Origin of the sequence: Sphingobacterium sp. B29 (assembly GCF_001952815.1) — a bacterium.
Classification (GTDB): domain Bacteria; phylum Bacteroidota; class Bacteroidia; order Sphingobacteriales; family Sphingobacteriaceae; genus Sphingobacterium; species Sphingobacterium siyangense.
Window position 1 is genome coordinate 1,702,104 of the sequence record NZ_CP019158.1, and the last position, 15,652, is coordinate 1,717,755.

At 37.8% G+C, this 15,652-nt stretch carries 10 protein-coding genes; 7 read left to right on the forward strand and 3 right to left on the reverse strand.

The genetic code is table 11. The annotated features are described in order from the left end of the window. The first annotated feature begins 70 nt into the window (after nt 1–70). The 4 genes from BV902_RS07095 to BV902_RS07110 all read left to right on the forward strand — a co-directional run bounded on the left by BV902_RS07095 (nt 71) and on the right by BV902_RS07110 (nt 6,457). Nucleotides 71–3,232: a SusC/RagA family TonB-linked outer membrane protein gene (locus BV902_RS07095; protein WP_075991331.1), complete on the forward strand. Its 3,162-nt coding sequence runs from the start codon at nt 71–73 to the stop codon at nt 3,230–3,232. A gap of 12 nt (nt 3,233–3,244) precedes the next feature. Then, nucleotides 3,245–4,819, forward strand: coding sequence for a SusD/RagB family nutrient-binding outer membrane lipoprotein (locus tag BV902_RS07100; RefSeq protein ID WP_075991332.1), 1,575 nt, complete (start codon nt 3,245–3,247; stop codon nt 4,817–4,819). A gap of 12 nt (nt 4,820–4,831) precedes the next feature. After that, nucleotides 4,832–5,695 carry a DUF1735 domain-containing protein gene (locus BV902_RS07105; RefSeq protein WP_075991333.1) on the forward strand — a complete coding sequence of 288 codons (864 nt, stop codon included), beginning with the start codon at nt 4,832–4,834 and terminating at the stop codon, nt 5,693–5,695. Between the two features lie 69 nt (nt 5,696–5,764). Next, a complete protein-coding gene (locus BV902_RS07110) occupies nt 5,765–6,457 on the forward strand; it encodes an energy transducer TonB (RefSeq protein WP_075991334.1) in 693 nt (230 codons plus the stop codon). Between the two features lie 61 nt (nt 6,458–6,518). Here BV902_RS07110 and BV902_RS07115 read toward each other — a convergent pair whose 3' ends face one another. After that, on the reverse strand, nt 6,519–6,881 hold the full coding sequence (locus tag BV902_RS07115) for a VOC family protein (protein WP_075991335.1): 363 nt from the start codon (nt 6,879–6,881) through the stop codon (nt 6,519–6,521). 477 nt (nt 6,882–7,358) lie between these two features. Between BV902_RS07115 and BV902_RS07120 the strand changes: the two genes are divergently transcribed. The 3 genes from BV902_RS07120 (at nt 7,359) to BV902_RS07130 (ending at nt 13,683) form a co-directional block, all read left to right on the forward strand. Then, a complete protein-coding gene (locus BV902_RS07120) occupies nt 7,359–10,604 on the forward strand; it encodes a SusC/RagA family TonB-linked outer membrane protein (RefSeq protein ID WP_075991336.1) in 3,246 nt (1,081 codons plus the stop codon). 11 nt (nt 10,605–10,615) lie between these two features. Continuing rightward, nucleotides 10,616–12,151, forward strand: a complete 1,536-nt coding sequence (locus tag BV902_RS07125) for a RagB/SusD family nutrient uptake outer membrane protein (RefSeq protein ID WP_075991337.1) — start codon at nt 10,616–10,618, stop codon at nt 12,149–12,151. A gap of 296 nt (nt 12,152–12,447) precedes the next feature. Further along, nucleotides 12,448–13,683, forward strand: coding sequence for a porin (locus BV902_RS07130; protein ID WP_075991338.1), 1,236 nt, complete (start codon nt 12,448–12,450; stop codon nt 13,681–13,683). Between the two features lie 110 nt (nt 13,684–13,793). On the opposite strand, the gene BV902_RS07135 is transcribed toward BV902_RS07130, so the two are convergent. Together BV902_RS07135 and BV902_RS07140 are read right to left on the reverse strand one after the other, a co-directional pair. Then, nucleotides 13,794–14,270, reverse strand: a complete 477-nt coding sequence (locus BV902_RS07135; RefSeq protein WP_216640479.1) for a Crp/Fnr family transcriptional regulator — start codon at nt 14,268–14,270, stop codon at nt 13,794–13,796. Nucleotides 14,271–14,373: 103 nt separating this feature from the next. Further along, entirely contained in the window at nt 14,374–15,648 is a 1,275-nt protein-coding gene (locus BV902_RS07140) for an adenylosuccinate synthase (protein WP_075991339.1), read from the reverse strand. Nucleotides 15,649–15,652 lie beyond the last annotated feature (4 nt).

Consider the following 15,652-nt stretch of genomic DNA (forward strand, 5'->3'; position numbering starts at 1 on the left):
AAACAATTCGCTAGCCAAGGTGCTTTATTGCCAAGAATTTAAATAAACATACTTAATTAAACATAAACATATGAAACACAAACTACTCAGTTTTTTATTGGGTGGTGCTATCCTCACTTCGGTAGCATTCGCCCAAGAAAAGAAGGTTAGTGGACGAGTGACAGGTACAAATGGCGAGGGGTTGCCAGGCGTTACTATTGTTATTCAAGGTACTAACCAAGCCACACAAACCGACGCAAACGGTAACTATTCCATTAATGTTCCTACGGGAAAAATTTTAGTCTTTCGTTCTGTAGGCTATTCAGACAAAACAATCACGGTTGCACAAGGTTCCAGTTTGTATAATATACAACTTAGTGACAATGAGTCGGTTTTGGATGAAGTCGTTGTAACTGGTGCGGGGTTAACTGCTAGTCGTCGTTCAGTTGGGGTTGCACAGACTACAATTAAGGCTGAAGACTTAATGCAGGCAAAGCCGTCCAATGTCGTTACGGGGTTAACAGGTAAAGTTGCAGGTTTATTGGTACAAGGTGTTACTTCTGGAGTTAATCCTAATTTTAGGGTTATGCTTCGCGGTATGCGCTCATTGACAGGAAACAACGAGGCCCTCATCGTTGTTGATAACGTTATCGTCCCTTCATCGATCTTGGGTAACTTAAATCCGGATGATATCGAGGATGTTACTGTTCTAAACGGTGCCAATGCTGCAGCATTGTATGGTTCTCAAGCGGCCAACGGAGCCTTGATCGTAACAACTAAAAAGGGTAAAGGTAGTTTGGGCTTCCAAATAGATCTTGAGAATACGACTACATTCGAATCTGTGAACTTTCTTCCAAAGATGCAAAAGCAATTTGGATCGGGAGCTGACAATGATTTGCAGATCTATAATCCGCATGAAAATCAGCAATATGGTCCAATTTATGACGGCATAATTCGACCAATTGGGGATCCATTACAAGATGGTAGCATCCAAAGTATTCCGTATAGCTATGCAGGTAAAAAAGGAAAAGACGGTTTTTGGGATACAGGTGTAACCAATATGACTAACTTGTCGATATCTTCACAGAGTGAAAATAGTTCGTTGCGTTTGTCAGGCCAATATTTGACTTCAACGGGTACAATTCCAGGTGATAAATACAATAGAGCCTCGGCACGGCTTTCTGGAACGCGTAGATTGGTGGAAGGACTTGATTTGACCTACTCGACATATTACGCTCAAAATCGGTACAACACGACCTCTGCTGCTGCAAATATTTATGAGCGTGTTTTAAATACGCCTGGCCAAATTCCATTAACCGATTATAAAGATTGGCAAAATAATCCATTTGCTTCCCCTGATGGTTATTTCAATGCCTATTATAATAATCCTTATTTTATGGCAGATAATTATCGTAGCCGGACTAGAAATGATTATTTTATTGGTAACTTGGAATTAAGATATAAACCAATTGAATGGTTTGATGTTTTGGGACGTGTCGGTGTTACTACATCAAATCAATCCTATAAAAATACGACTGGCGTATATACCTTCTCAGATTTTACAAAATCTTGGGCTGGAACGTCTACCTATAAATATCAAAATATATTAGGTGGTGTTACGGACGGATTTAATTATTCTACTCGAATTGTGTCGGATTTTATAGCACACGCTTATAATAAAACTGGGGACTTCAAAATTGACTATACTGCACTTTTTCAATTCATTCAAAACGAATATTCTGGAATGTCTGCGGGTGTATCTGGTTTAGCTGTTCCTGAGATTTATAATTTGGGTAATAGTACCAACAACCCAAGTGCTAATCAAGCGAATTACCTGGCACGTACATTTGGTTTAACGGGTAAAATTGACGTTGGCTATAAGGATTACCTATTCCTGACCGTAACAGGACGTAATGATTGGGTTTCTATTTTGGAGCCAAATAACCGTTCATTCTTCTATCCGTCAGCAGCCTTATCGTTTATCCCAACGGATGCCTTCGAAGGTTTGAAGGATTTTAAAGCTTTAGATTTCTTAAAAGTGAGAGCATCGTGGTCTAAAGTGGGACAAGTGAATTTAGGGTCATCAACAGACTTTGGTGCTTATCGTCTCTTGCCAACTTTTTCTCAAGGAGCAGGTTATCCATATAATGGAATTGGAGGGCATACTGTTGGTAATCAATTAGTACAAGATGGTTTGAAGCCTGAAATGACGCGTTCTTTTGAGGTGGGTTTTGAATCTGCTTGGGCCAAAAGACGCATCAATTGGGACTTTACATACTATGATAACCGTACAACTGATAACGTTGTGCCGACAGGAATTTCTACAGCAACAGGTTATTCGTCTTATCTTGTAAATGCAGGCACAACAACAGGTAAAGGAGTTGAAACTAAATTAAATATAATCCCAATTCGTACAGATAATTGGGAATTAAGTGTAGGTGGAAATTATGCATATTTTAATAATAAAGTTGAATCTATTGCGGAAGGACTTGAAGTTCTACAATTAGGAGCCTATACTAGTGGATCGAGTGCTGGTGCCGGTTCTTACGCGGTAGCTGGAGAAGATTTCCCTGTATTGAGAGGTACCTATTATAAACGTGATGATTTAGGTCGAATTATCGTTGACCCTGTTACTGGATATCCATCATCAGATGGTACACTCAAAATATTAGGTAAAGCAATGCCTACGCACACACTTGGTCTTAATTTAGATTTGACTTGGAAAGATTTATCATTCCATACGCAAGCAGAATACCGTACAGGTAATTATATTTATAACGCTGGTGGTAGTACATTTGATTTCTCGGGCGCAGGCTATAACACCGGAATTTATAACAGAGACCGTTTTGTTATTCCTAATTCTTCATATTGGGATGAGGCATCTCAATCATACGTGGAAAATACAAATATTACAGTACGCGACGGTGGACCTGGATACTGGTCAATTGCGGGGCCTCGTACGGGTATCCAAGAAAATTATATTACTTCTGCGGCTTTCTGGAAAATTCGTGAAATGTCTGTGAGTTATCGTATCCCAAAATCATTTTTGGCAGGTCAAAACGTAATTAAAGGGGCTCGTGTAAGTGTTCAAGGACGTAATTTATTTATCTGGACGCCAAAATCAAATGTTTATACCGATCCAGAATATTCTGATGGAAATGGCTCGTCAAATGGTAATGCAATTGGTTTGACTAATTTGGGTCAAACGCCTCCATCAAGATATGTCGGTTTTTCTGTGAACTTAACTCTCTAATTTGATCTTAAAATGAAAAGAAATAAATTTTTACTATATATGGGTTTGGGATTGAGCTTAGCCTCATGTTCCAAGGCATTGGATATCAATGATAACCCCAATAATCCTACAGAGTCTACTCCTCAACTTGTTTTTCCACAGGCTTTAGTAGCTACAGCACGCCTTGTACCTACATATAATAGCTATGGTACACAATTGGTCGGTTATCGTGCAAACGGTGGTGGAGTTTCTGGTTGGGGGTCAATTATCTCCTATAATTTTACTACGACTGATTTTAATTCCTTGTGGTCAACAAGTTATGATATATTGAATGATCTTCAATATGTTGAAAATACTTCCAAGCCTCAAGGCCAAATGGATTTGTATTATGCCGCTAAATTGTTAAAGGTTTATAATTATGCCAACTTAGTTGATACTTATAACGATATACCATATTCCCAAGCATTAAAAGGAAAAGGGAGTCTCACACCATCTTACGATAAGGCTGTAGATATTTATAAAGATTTAGGCACACAATTGGATAGCGTAGTAGCTTATTTTAAAACAAGCTCCTCTTCTACTTTATTTAAGAATACTGATTTTTTATATAAAGGAGACAATGTAAAATGGGCGCAATTAGGCAATACGTTGAAATTAAAAATGTTATTGCGTGCTAAAGATAAAGTTCAGTTTACGAAAACAACACTAGATGATGTTGGGTTTGTAACAGCTGATGTGATTGTTAATCCTGGATTTACTAAAAATGACGGCAAGCAAAATCCAATGTGGAATGCTTGGGCTTATTCCTATGATGGAGCGGCTGTAGGAGCTGCAAGTCAATATGCGCCAACGCCTTATATTATGACCTTTTATAATGGTACTAAAATATCTGATGCAGCTCGCGCTAATTTAATTTATAAGACAGGGGTGTCTACGCCTGTAAATCAGTTGGGATACCAGCAATCTGATGCTGGTCGTGGTCAAGCGCCAAGCTCTTGGTTTTTAGGTACTTCATCAACATCCTATACCGGAAAAGGAATATTAAAAGGCCCCGCGGCTGGTCAACCAATTTTATTGGCTTCGGAAAGTTACTTCTTACAAGCGGAAGCTGCTTTGAAAGGAATAACTTCTGGTAATGTGGCTACTTTATTTGATGAGGGGATTAAAGCATCGTATAATTATTTAAATAGAAATGAAGCGGATGCAACAACTGTTTCTGCAGCCGATTTAACAGATTATTTAACGACTTATAAAGCAGACAATGTCAATAACTATTTAGTAAATATAGCAAGCGCCACTTCGGATGTACAAAAATTGCAAGCCATAATTACACAGAAATATGTTGCTTTTAATTTTTTGTTTGGACATGAGGCATGGAACGAATATCGTCGTACAGGGTATCCTTCATTGATTAACCCGAATACAAATGCATATTATCCTAATAATATTGCAAACAGAAATAATACATTTGTTTCAATAACTTCTGAAGCTACAGCTACAGATAAGTTGCCTACGCGAGTGATGTATCCGAATACTGAGTTTAACTATAATAGTGCAAATATTCCTTCAATAGATAAATATACATCGAAGATTTTTTGGGCTAGATAAATTTAAAATAACATGAAAAAAATATTAAAATATATTTCTTTTGCACTGGTTTTTACCACTATATTTTCATCTTGTTTGAAAGATGAAGTTTTGATTGGACCAGATGCTCCAGGGGCAATATCAAATATTATCGAATTTAAGAATCCTGGTTTTATTCAATCTAGTACCACTAGTAAGCTACCCTTATATTTATTATCATTTGATATGAATCCAACAGGGCAGTTGGTATTAGAAGTAAATTATGCAGGTTCAAATACTGCCCCGAATGATATTAATGTGAAGGTTAAGCTAGATAATTCATTAATTGACGAATACAATGATGACCAGGAGGATGAGTTTGTTGCACTTCCTACCTCTCAGTATAGTATTTCTTCCTTTGATGTTGTCATAAAAAAGGGAGAGCGAGTTGGTAAATTTGTTATTGACTTAAAGCCTAGTATGTTTACTTTTGATAAAAGCTATGCGCTTGGTTTCTCTATTGAATCTGCTTCCGTTGGAAATATCTCTGGAAACTTTGGTAAAATGGTCGTTGGTATTTCTGGTAAAAACTTCTTCGACGGAACTTATGCCTATACAACTTCTGCAAACACTGCTCTTGTTCCAAACGCAAATAAGACAGTAACACTTGTAACAATTGGCGGAAATAAATGTCAATTGAAACCAGGACTTTTGGGTACATATTCAAATGTTGTAAATTATACAATTGATCAAGCTACAAATAATATTACAGTAGAAATGACGACTTTACTACCAATTGCTACTAAGCCAACCAGTAAATACGATCCAGCGACTAAAACACTTACAGTAAACTGGACTTCAAATGGAGGCGGACGTACTTTTGAAGAGAAATTTGTCTACACTGGACCGAGAGATTAGTTATTAAATAAATAAGTAGAGGAAGAATAAAGCTTTTTCCTCTGCTTTTTACTATTCAATTATTATCTTATGAAACTATCTTTTTTAACTTTATTGATGAGTTTTGGTTTGGCTTTAGTATGTCAGGCCCAGAATAAAGAGGCTGCTCCCAAAGTCGGTTATGATAATTTGGTGAAAGACTTAAGTAAAAATTTAGTGTTGACAACATCCGAAATTGATAAAAATATTTCTGGAGATGTAATCGTTGAATTTCGTGTAAATGAAAAAGGAAAGATAGATTCTGCAGATATTGTTAAAGATCTTGGTGACCAAATTGCACTACGTCTTATTCGTATATTGAAGGTTTCTGGAGAATGGACGCCTGCAGTTAAGGATAATAAAGAAGTAGCTTCTTGGGTTAGATTGCCTTACCACGTTCTTTCATCAAAAGAAATTGCAGATAGCCAAGATCATGTTGCGATTCCAGAGAAAGGAATGAAAGCTTTTAATGAAAACTTTTCCAACACTTTTGAATATCCGAAAGAAGCTTTAAATGCTGGAGTAAAAGGAACGTTTAATTTGCGATTTACAGTAGATACAAAGGGAGTGATTTCCAATGTAGCTTTTGAAAATGATCCGGGTTATAAGGTTTTGGAAAACGCAAAGAGAGCACTTTTGAGATCAGGGAAATGGATTCCAGCAAAAGAAAAAGGTATATACGTCGTATCAGAGGTAGTTTATCCCTTATCGCTTGATTTCAAATCTTTCAAAGGGCATATGTAGAAATACTAATGGCGTAAAACAAAAAACCACTTTAGGTCAAGTTATATCCTAAGGTGGTTTTTTATGTAGTTTCCTGCCCAAACTGAAGCACATATTCATTATTATCGTAAATAGCAAACTCACGCATGCCCCATTCGAAAGTTGCTATTTCATAACATATTTTGACATTATCTTTCAAACTTTCCCATAAATTATCAACATCAGCTATGTTAAAATAAAGGGACCCGGTAAATTGTGCTGTTTCAAAAGCAATGCTTTCAACAGGATGCGAAAACATGATTTCGATGGTTCCACTTCGCAGTAGAGCCCAGCTCAATGCTTCGTTTTTTTCAACACATGTAAACCCGAGCTTTTCAGTATAGAACTGAATAGTTTGATCTAAGCTTTTTGTATATAGTATTGGATTTAAGCTTTTGTAGTTCATCTTTTTTTTTGCATTTGATTGGTTCGAACTATTGTTTTGTCTTTTTGATAGCAGTTACGTGTGTTTTTTTATTATTATCGATTGTAAGGATAGTTTTATGATGAAAAATACAAAATATTACAGTATTTATTGTTACTTCGTAAAAAAAATAGTTACTTTTTTAGATTAAGGTGTGTTGTTTGTGTAATTGTTTGGTATTTAGTGTTTTTGTGTGTTATTTTTTGTGTGAAATACTATGATTTATATCGTTTGTTTTCCAGTTTTTTAATTCTATTTCTAACTTCTTGTTGCATCTTTAAAAGATTGTTTTATCTTTGCTTTTAACAAAACCTTAACATTTCATGTTTGGTTTTGCACACTAACTGTATTAGTCTAATAGACTCATCATTTTTAGAAAAACATATATTAAAAGATCCTTTTGGCGCTTTTATCTTTTTTAGTTAGATAAACTACTTACTATTAAACAAACATAAACATATGAAACACAAACTACTCAGTTTTTTCGTGGGGAGTATGATCCTTTCTTCTGTTGCTTTTGCGCAAGAGAAGAAAGTAAGCGGTCGTGTAACTGGAGCTGATGGTAAACCATTAGTCGGTGTGACAATTGCTGTTCAAGGATCAAACATTGCTACTCAAACAGACGCAAATGGAAAATATTCTTTATCAGTTCCTGTTGGTAAAGTAATGGTTTTCAGGTATGTCGGTCATTCTGATAAGACTATAATCGTTAAAGATGGACAGTCATTATTCAACGTGTCACTAGAGGATCAGAATACAGCATTAGATGAGGTTGTCGTAGTCGCTTATGGTACTGCCAAAAAAGAATCTGTGACTGGATCCGTAACCTCCGTCTCTGCTAAAGATATCGAAAAGAGACCAGTTACCAATGCATTTGCAGCTTTAGAGGGATCTGCTGCTGGTATTCAACTGAACAATACCTCTGGTATGCCAGGCGCAGAACCTAGTATACGGATACGTGGATTTTCATCATTGAATGGATCTAATAACCCGCTTTATGTCGTGGACGGTGTACCTTTTGGTGGTAATATTTCCGATATCAACCCCAATGATGTGGAAAGTATTTCAGTGTTAAAAGATGCTTCATCATCTGCACTTTATGGAAGTCGTGCTAGTAATGGGGTAATTATTATTACCACCAAGAAGGGTAAGGCTGGCCGTTCTCAGGTTAATATCTCAACAGACCAAGGTTTCTACTCGAGAGGTATTGCGGAATACGATCGCGTGAATGACAGACAATTTATGGAAGCCATGTGGCAGGGATATAGAAATAGTTTACTAACTAACAATTCGACATCCTATCCAACAGTTCAATCTGCAAATGATGAAGCAACCAAATCTTTGGTGAGCAATTACTTGAAATTAAACATCTATGATAAAGCTGATGATAAACTATTTGATTCCAATGGAAAGCTTGTCTCTGATGCCCAAATAAAAAGTGGATATGCAGACGATTTGGATTGGTTTAAAGAAGTAGATCGCGTCGGACATCGTCAAAATTATAACATTGATGGAACTACCGCTACAGATAAAGCAAAGGTTTTTTATTCGACAGGATACCTAGACGAGAAAGGATATATTAAAAATTCGGGTTTAAAAAGATTTACTGGACGATTAAATGCCGAACTTCAAGCTAAAGATTGGTTCAAATATGGCTTTAACTTAGCAGGTTCACATCAGATCTCAAATCAAATTAGCGGTTCTACTGACGATGCAGGTTCATTTGTTAATCCGTATAACTATGCAAGATCGATAGCACCAATCTATCCAATTCATTTGCATAACGCAGATGGATCTTATGCATTGGACGAGGCCGGAAAAATACAGTATGATAACGGTGAATCTACAAGATTGCAATATGTCGGTAGACATACCATTTGGGAAAATGAATTAAACAGAGACCAAACGATTCGTAATACAGTAAATGGTAGAGGCTTTCTTGAATTCAAGTTTCTGAAAGATTTTACACTGACTTTAAACGGTGATTTAAATCTTCGCAATTCAGAACGTCGTACGTATAATAACGCAATAATAGGGGATGGTGCCGGTCAGGGTAGAGCGGCTAGGAATATTTATCGTTACAAAAACTATACAGTTCAGCAATTATTGACTTGGAACAAAGATTTTGGCTTACACCATCTGGATATATTGGCAGGACATGAGAATTATTCTGACAACTGGAGTTATCTATATGGCTATAAAACAGATGAAATTTTTGAAGGCCAAACGGATATGGTAAATTTTACCAAAATCACGTCGCTGTATGACTATCAAGAAGATTATCGTGTAGAAAGTTTCTTGTCTCGCGCTCGTTATAATTACGCGGGTAAATATTTTGCGGAGGCGTCGTTTAGAAGAGATGGCTCATCTCGATTCAGCCCAGACAATCGTTGGGGTAACTTTTGGTCATTAGGCGGTAGCTGGAGCGTATCTAAAGAGGATTTCTTTAAAGATATGCTGAATACTGTTAATGATTTGAAGGTTCGAGCATCTTACGGTGAAGTAGGTAATGATGAAAGTGCAAGTAAGTATTCTTATTTATCCTTATATGAGTTAAGCCAGAATGCGAATGCAGGTGCGGTATTTAAAAACCAAAACCCTTCACCTGACTTAATTTGGGAAACCTCTAGTTCGTTCTCTGCGGCAGTAGAAGCCCGGTTATTTAAACGAGCAAATTTAAGCTTTGAATACTTTAACAAGCAGTCTCAAAACTTGATTTTTGATTTTAATCTTCCATTGTCTGCTGGAGCAACATCATCTTCGAGTGCAGTTTCAACAGTAACAAGGAATATTGGTTCAATGTCAAATAGGGGCTTCGAGTTAACTTTTGATGTAGACGTGTTAAAGGGTGATGGATGGAGATGGAATGTTGGTGCGAATGCAACTTGGTTGACGAATAAAATATTATCACTACCTGAGGAAAATAGGGAGAACGGAATTGTAACTGGTAATTTCAAATGGGTTGAAGGCGGAAGCCGTTATGACTTCTGGTTGTTTAAGTATGCGGGTGTAGATCAGATGACTGGTCGTTCACTTTACCTGGCAGACACAGAGCGTTTTAATGTGAATGGTTCTGCACCAGGAAAAGCAGAGATCCCTACAGCGGAACTTGTTGAAATTAATGGAAAATACTATGTAACAAATGCTTCAAGCTATGGTCTAAGGGGCTGGTCCGGATCGGTTATTCCTAAAATGAATGGAAGTTTCAATACTAGCTTTGAGTATAAAAACTTCAGCTTCTCAGCGTTATTCACTTACGCTATCGGTGGTAAAATATACGATTCTTCCTATGCTAGTTTAATGGCCATGTCCGGTACGCCAAGTGCGCTGCACACGGATATCATGAAATCGTGGAACGGTATTCCAGATGGAATGACAGCCTCCTCGGCGGACAGGTTGGATGTAAATGGTATCCCTTCTATCAACTTTTCTCAAAGTAGTATGAATAATTATGCTACTAGTGACCGTTTCTTAACTGATGGATCATATTTGGTTATCAAGAATATTGCGGTAGGTTATAGTCTGCCAAAAACATTGATTAGTAAAATAGATTTGTCTTCCGTGAGAGTTGTTGCTGGAATTGAAAACTTGTCTACAATGACAAAACGTAAAGGAATGAACCCGCAACAGCAATGGAATGGTACCAGCACAAATGCTTGGGTTACTCCACGTACAATTTCTTTTGGTGTAAAAATTGGATTATAAGAAATCAAACAATGAAAAATAATAAATATATAAAAGTATTGTTAGCAGGAATGATTCTTGTTTCTTCTTGCAAAAAAGACTATCTAAATACAAGTCCTACAGATTCCGTTGAGCTTTCTAAAGTATTTGAGACGACAAAAAATGCTGAAGTAGCCGTTAACGGTTTGGCAAAAATGATGACCCAACAGTATTTAGGTAGCCAAGGCTTTAATGGAGAGGGGACAATCAAAATGTACTATGGGAACTATCCTGGAAACAATTTTTTTGTCAACTTAAGTGGCTGGGCAGACATTATTAATGCAAATTATAATCAAAACTTAACAAGTATTTACCTGTATTATCCTTGGTTTTATTACTACAAGATCATTGGTAACGCAAATCAAATTGTCGAAAATATTGATGCTGCGGATGGAAACTTAGCCGACAAACAATTTATAAAAGCGCAAGCATTGACTTACCGTGCTTACAGTTACATGATGTTAGCTCAGATCTATGGCAATAGATGGAGTGATTCCAATAATGGACAGACAAGTGGATTGGTGTTAAGAAAAGATGTGTCAACAGGAGACATGCCTTTATCTACCTTGGGCCAGACTTATGATTTGATCTACACGGATTTGAATGATGCCATTTCATTGTATGAATCTTCAAAATTAGTCCGTAATGCAAGCAAAAATTACGAAGTGGACAAAGATGTTGCTTATGCGGTTTACGCTCGTGCAGCTTTGAACAAGCAGGATTATGTCAATGCTGAGAAATATGCTGTTTTGGCTCGGGCTAATTATGAACTGATGAATAATACGGAGTATAAAAGTGGCTTTGCAAATCCAAATAGAGAGTGGATTTGGAGTAGCTACGGTGCGTCTGATGAAACGTTATACTTCTATTCATTTCAATCGTATATTGCTTATAACTCGTCGGCAAGTGCTGTTAGAACGACGCCTAAATGTATCAGTAGAGAATTGTTCGATAAAATTCCTTCAACAGATATTAGAAGAGATCTTTTCTTAGATCCAAAAGACGAAGCGTACACAACAGCTACAGGATTGGCCGGAGCGACGATGAAGGCTAGGGCTTTTGCTACATTTCCAGATTTACAGTCTAATGCAGTGCCTTACGCTTACATGAACTTTAAGTTCAAAGCGAATGATCTACCGGGTGTCGGAAATTTAAATCACTTTAGGGCTTCCGAGATGTATCTTATTGAAGCTGAAGCTAAATTTTTCCAAAATAAAGCAGCAAGTGAAGTTCAAGGTGTTCTTAACGCATTAAACGCAACTTCAGGAAGAGATGTGAATTACGTTTGTACAAAAACAGGGACAGATCTACTTAATGAAATTAAACTTTATCGCGCGGTTGAACTATGGGGCGAAGGATTCGATTGGTTTGATATGAAACGTTGGGGAGATACTATTGTGAGAAGAAATAACGCAAACGGGGGTAATTTCCTTACATCTTTAGCTGTTACAATTAATCCACAAGATAAAAATAAGTGGACTTGGTCTATCCCTCTTCGCGAAAGCGATTATAATAAGGGATTGGAATAATTCAACGTATAAATCAATAGGATTAAAAGGCCGGTACAATTTGTATCGGCCTTTTTATTTTAAGGATACCTCTACATTGCGAGAGTCACCATTGTATTGACCTATCTCTTACGAGATATATTACTAAATCGTTAATTTTATGTATATAAATTAATAGACTAACAATTTATTAATATTAACTTAATATTGAGAATCTATTTTTACGCCGTTGAAAGATGATGGAATAGAAGATGGGAAAATGATTCTACTCGTATCATATCATCACAAGCGAAAAAGATAATTTATTTAAAATTCTCATGAAAAAAGCACTTTTACTCTTAGCCCTGATAGGTCCTGTCGTAGCGCTTGCGCAAAATAATAATGCGCCCTCCAGCTATGATCCACATGATATCAAGATTACGGGGTACCTTCAGACACAGTTTCAGAAAGCGCAATCTCCCGGAATTACTTCCTTTTCGGGTGGTGATTTTTCAAAGAATTCGGATAACAGATTTATGATCCGCAGAGGGCGTCTTAAAATTGACCGCGTGGATACGTACTCCAGTATTGTCTTTCAATTGGACGCTACTCAAGACGGTGTACAACTGATGGACGCTTTTATTCAATTGCGTCACCCAAGCCAAAAAGGCCTAAGTTTAACGGCGGGTCTTTTCAATAGACCTTTTGGATACTCTATTGTCTACTCATCCGGCTATCGTGATTTTCCGGAACGGGCACGTGTATTCCAGACTCTGATGCCGAGGGAGCGTGATCTTGGAGGGATGGTAAGCTATCACCCTGGCGGTAAAGCTAAATTCTTAAACTTAGATTTAGCCTTGGTTAATGGTAGTGGCCATTCGGCTAAAGATTATGATTCCAAAAAAGATCTGATCGGTAATCTTGCTTTTAAATTTGATAGCCTAGCGGATAAAAAACTTCATTTGGGATTTGGTGGCTCATTCTATAAAGGTTCGGTTCGTAATGATACGAAAACTTATTATACGCCCAATAGCAATGGTTATACAGCACATACCAGCGACGAGAATGAAGGCCGGGCGATCGGTCGGAATTATTATGGCGCCAATTTACAGTTGGAATTTGATAGTAGCTTGGGAAAGTCCAGCTTTAAAACAGAATATGTTGCTGGTGATCAGCCAGGGGTAGCGGGTGGTGCCGATATCAAAGGGCCTTACGCAAGCAGAAGTTTTACGACCCAACCGACAACAGACCTTTATCAACGAAAATTTAACGGATATTATCTTTGGTTTACGCAAGAGATTGCTAAGACCGGTATAACTGCGCTGTTAGCGTATGACGTCTATGATCCAAATACTAAAGCAAGTGGCATGACAATCGGCATGCCCGATAATTTTACAGCCGACGGAGATGTTAAGTTTAGTACGCTGGGCTATGGTCTTGCATATCAGATTAACAATAGGATAAAATTGACCGTATATAATGAGCATGTAACAAACGAAACCACAAGTTTACCAAACTTTTCGGCTGATCTGAAAGATAATGTCTTCACTACAAGGCTGCTTTATCGTTGGTAAAACGGCTCAGGCTACAATTTTATCGCAATGATCGAAGTTGATCGAAAGGATTCGTATTCGTGTGACTAATGCATTAGGGGGTGCGATTTGATTTAGATGCTGCGAGGGGACTAGATATTTTTCCGAATCCGGCTCAGGGATGATGCGGTAATCCCTAAATAGGATGCTAACATGGCTAATGGAACACGATTTGCCAAACCAGGGTAAAGCTTCAAGAATAGTAGATAGCGTTCTTTGGCATCGAGATTCATCATGGTATTTGCCGTTTTTAGCTTACTTTCCACTACAAAACCATAAAGTTTGGCCATTAACAATGGCCAAACTTTAATTTCCTTTTCAAGGAGCGTAAAATTGTCAAAATCAAGGCTCCAGATCTCGGTATCTGTGAGGGATTCTATATAGTCATTGGAAGGTGTTCGATCCAAGAAGCTCTGAAGATCCCCAATAAAACGACCTTCATAGATAAAATAACGCGTAAAATCGTCACCTTTACTATTGTAATAGAGCGAACGGAATACCCCCGATTCCACAAAAGCAATGCTATTGTTTACTTTACCGCAAGCGACAAAATAGCTTGACTTTGGAATACTTTTTTTTTTCGAATGCCTGTCGAATTAAGTTCTCTTCTCGCAAATCGAGCTGTCCAAATTTTCGGATGTATTCCAGTAATTGCTCCATGTTACCTTTATATTACTTTGCTAAGTTAATCAATTCTTCACGTTGAGGTCCTGTTGAAAGATACTTTATGGGAACTTGTAACTCTTCTTCTAAAAATGAGATAAATGCACCCAAGGTTTCTGGAAGTAAGTTTGCCTGCTTGATATTAGAGAAATCGGTATTCCAACCTTTTAAAGATTTCCAGATCGGTTTAATTTCTTGTTCAGCGGATTGGGGAAATGCTAAGGAAATTTTTTGTTCATCTATTTCATAATGTGTACAGACGGGAATCTCAGCCATTTCGTTTAAGATGTCGGCTTTCGTAAGAACAAGCTGAGTGACTCCATTTAACATGATGGCATATTTTAATGCTGGAAGATCCAGCCAGCCGACACGACGGGGACGCTTGGTATTGGAACCGAATTCAGCTCCTTTTTCCCGTAAATCATTGGCAGCTTGTCCTGTGATCTCGGTTGGGAAAATGCCATTACCCACACGGGTGCAATAGGCTTTTGTAACGCCATAAATTTTGTCCACCAGTTTAGGCGACACGCCCAAGCTTACACAGGCTGCGGAGGCAATCGTATTTGATGAGGTCACATAGGGATAACTTCCATGGTCGATGTCAAGTAGGGTTGCCTGCGCACCTTCCGCCAATACCTTCTTGCCATCTCGGATTGCCTTGTTCAGAAAGATTTCAGTATCTATAATTGACACTTGCTTTAACGAAGTGCATCCTTGAATAAAATCGTGGTAGAGCTCATCGAATGCAGGCATTTCTTGTCCGAGAAGCTGTAGTTCATTGTATTGACGATTTAAAATTTGATATACGTCCGTATTAAAACTATCCGAGTGAATATCACCAACACGAAGGTTCTGTCTTAGGATTTTATTGGAATAGCTTGGCGCAATTCCATTTTTGGTCGTTCCTATTGTACGGTACAATGGGGACTGTTCCATATAGATATCCCAATAGCGATGGGTCGGTAAAACGAGATGCGCTTTTTGGGATATCAAAATCCTATTGAAGAGATCTTGATCTGGCATAATGTGTGCTAGTTCTTCGATTTCCGCTTTGAATGCTAATGGGTCAACCACCACACCGGTGCCAATAATGTTTTTGACATGCGACGAAAAGATGCCCGATGGAAGTAGTTTAAGCGTAACTTTGTTACCTTGATAATAAATACTATGTCCGGCATTCGCGCCGCCATTAAATCGAGCGATAATGTCATAGTCGCTTCCGATCAGATCAATGAATTTTCCTTTACCTTCGTCTCCCCATTGGAGCCCAATTAGAATGTCCATATTG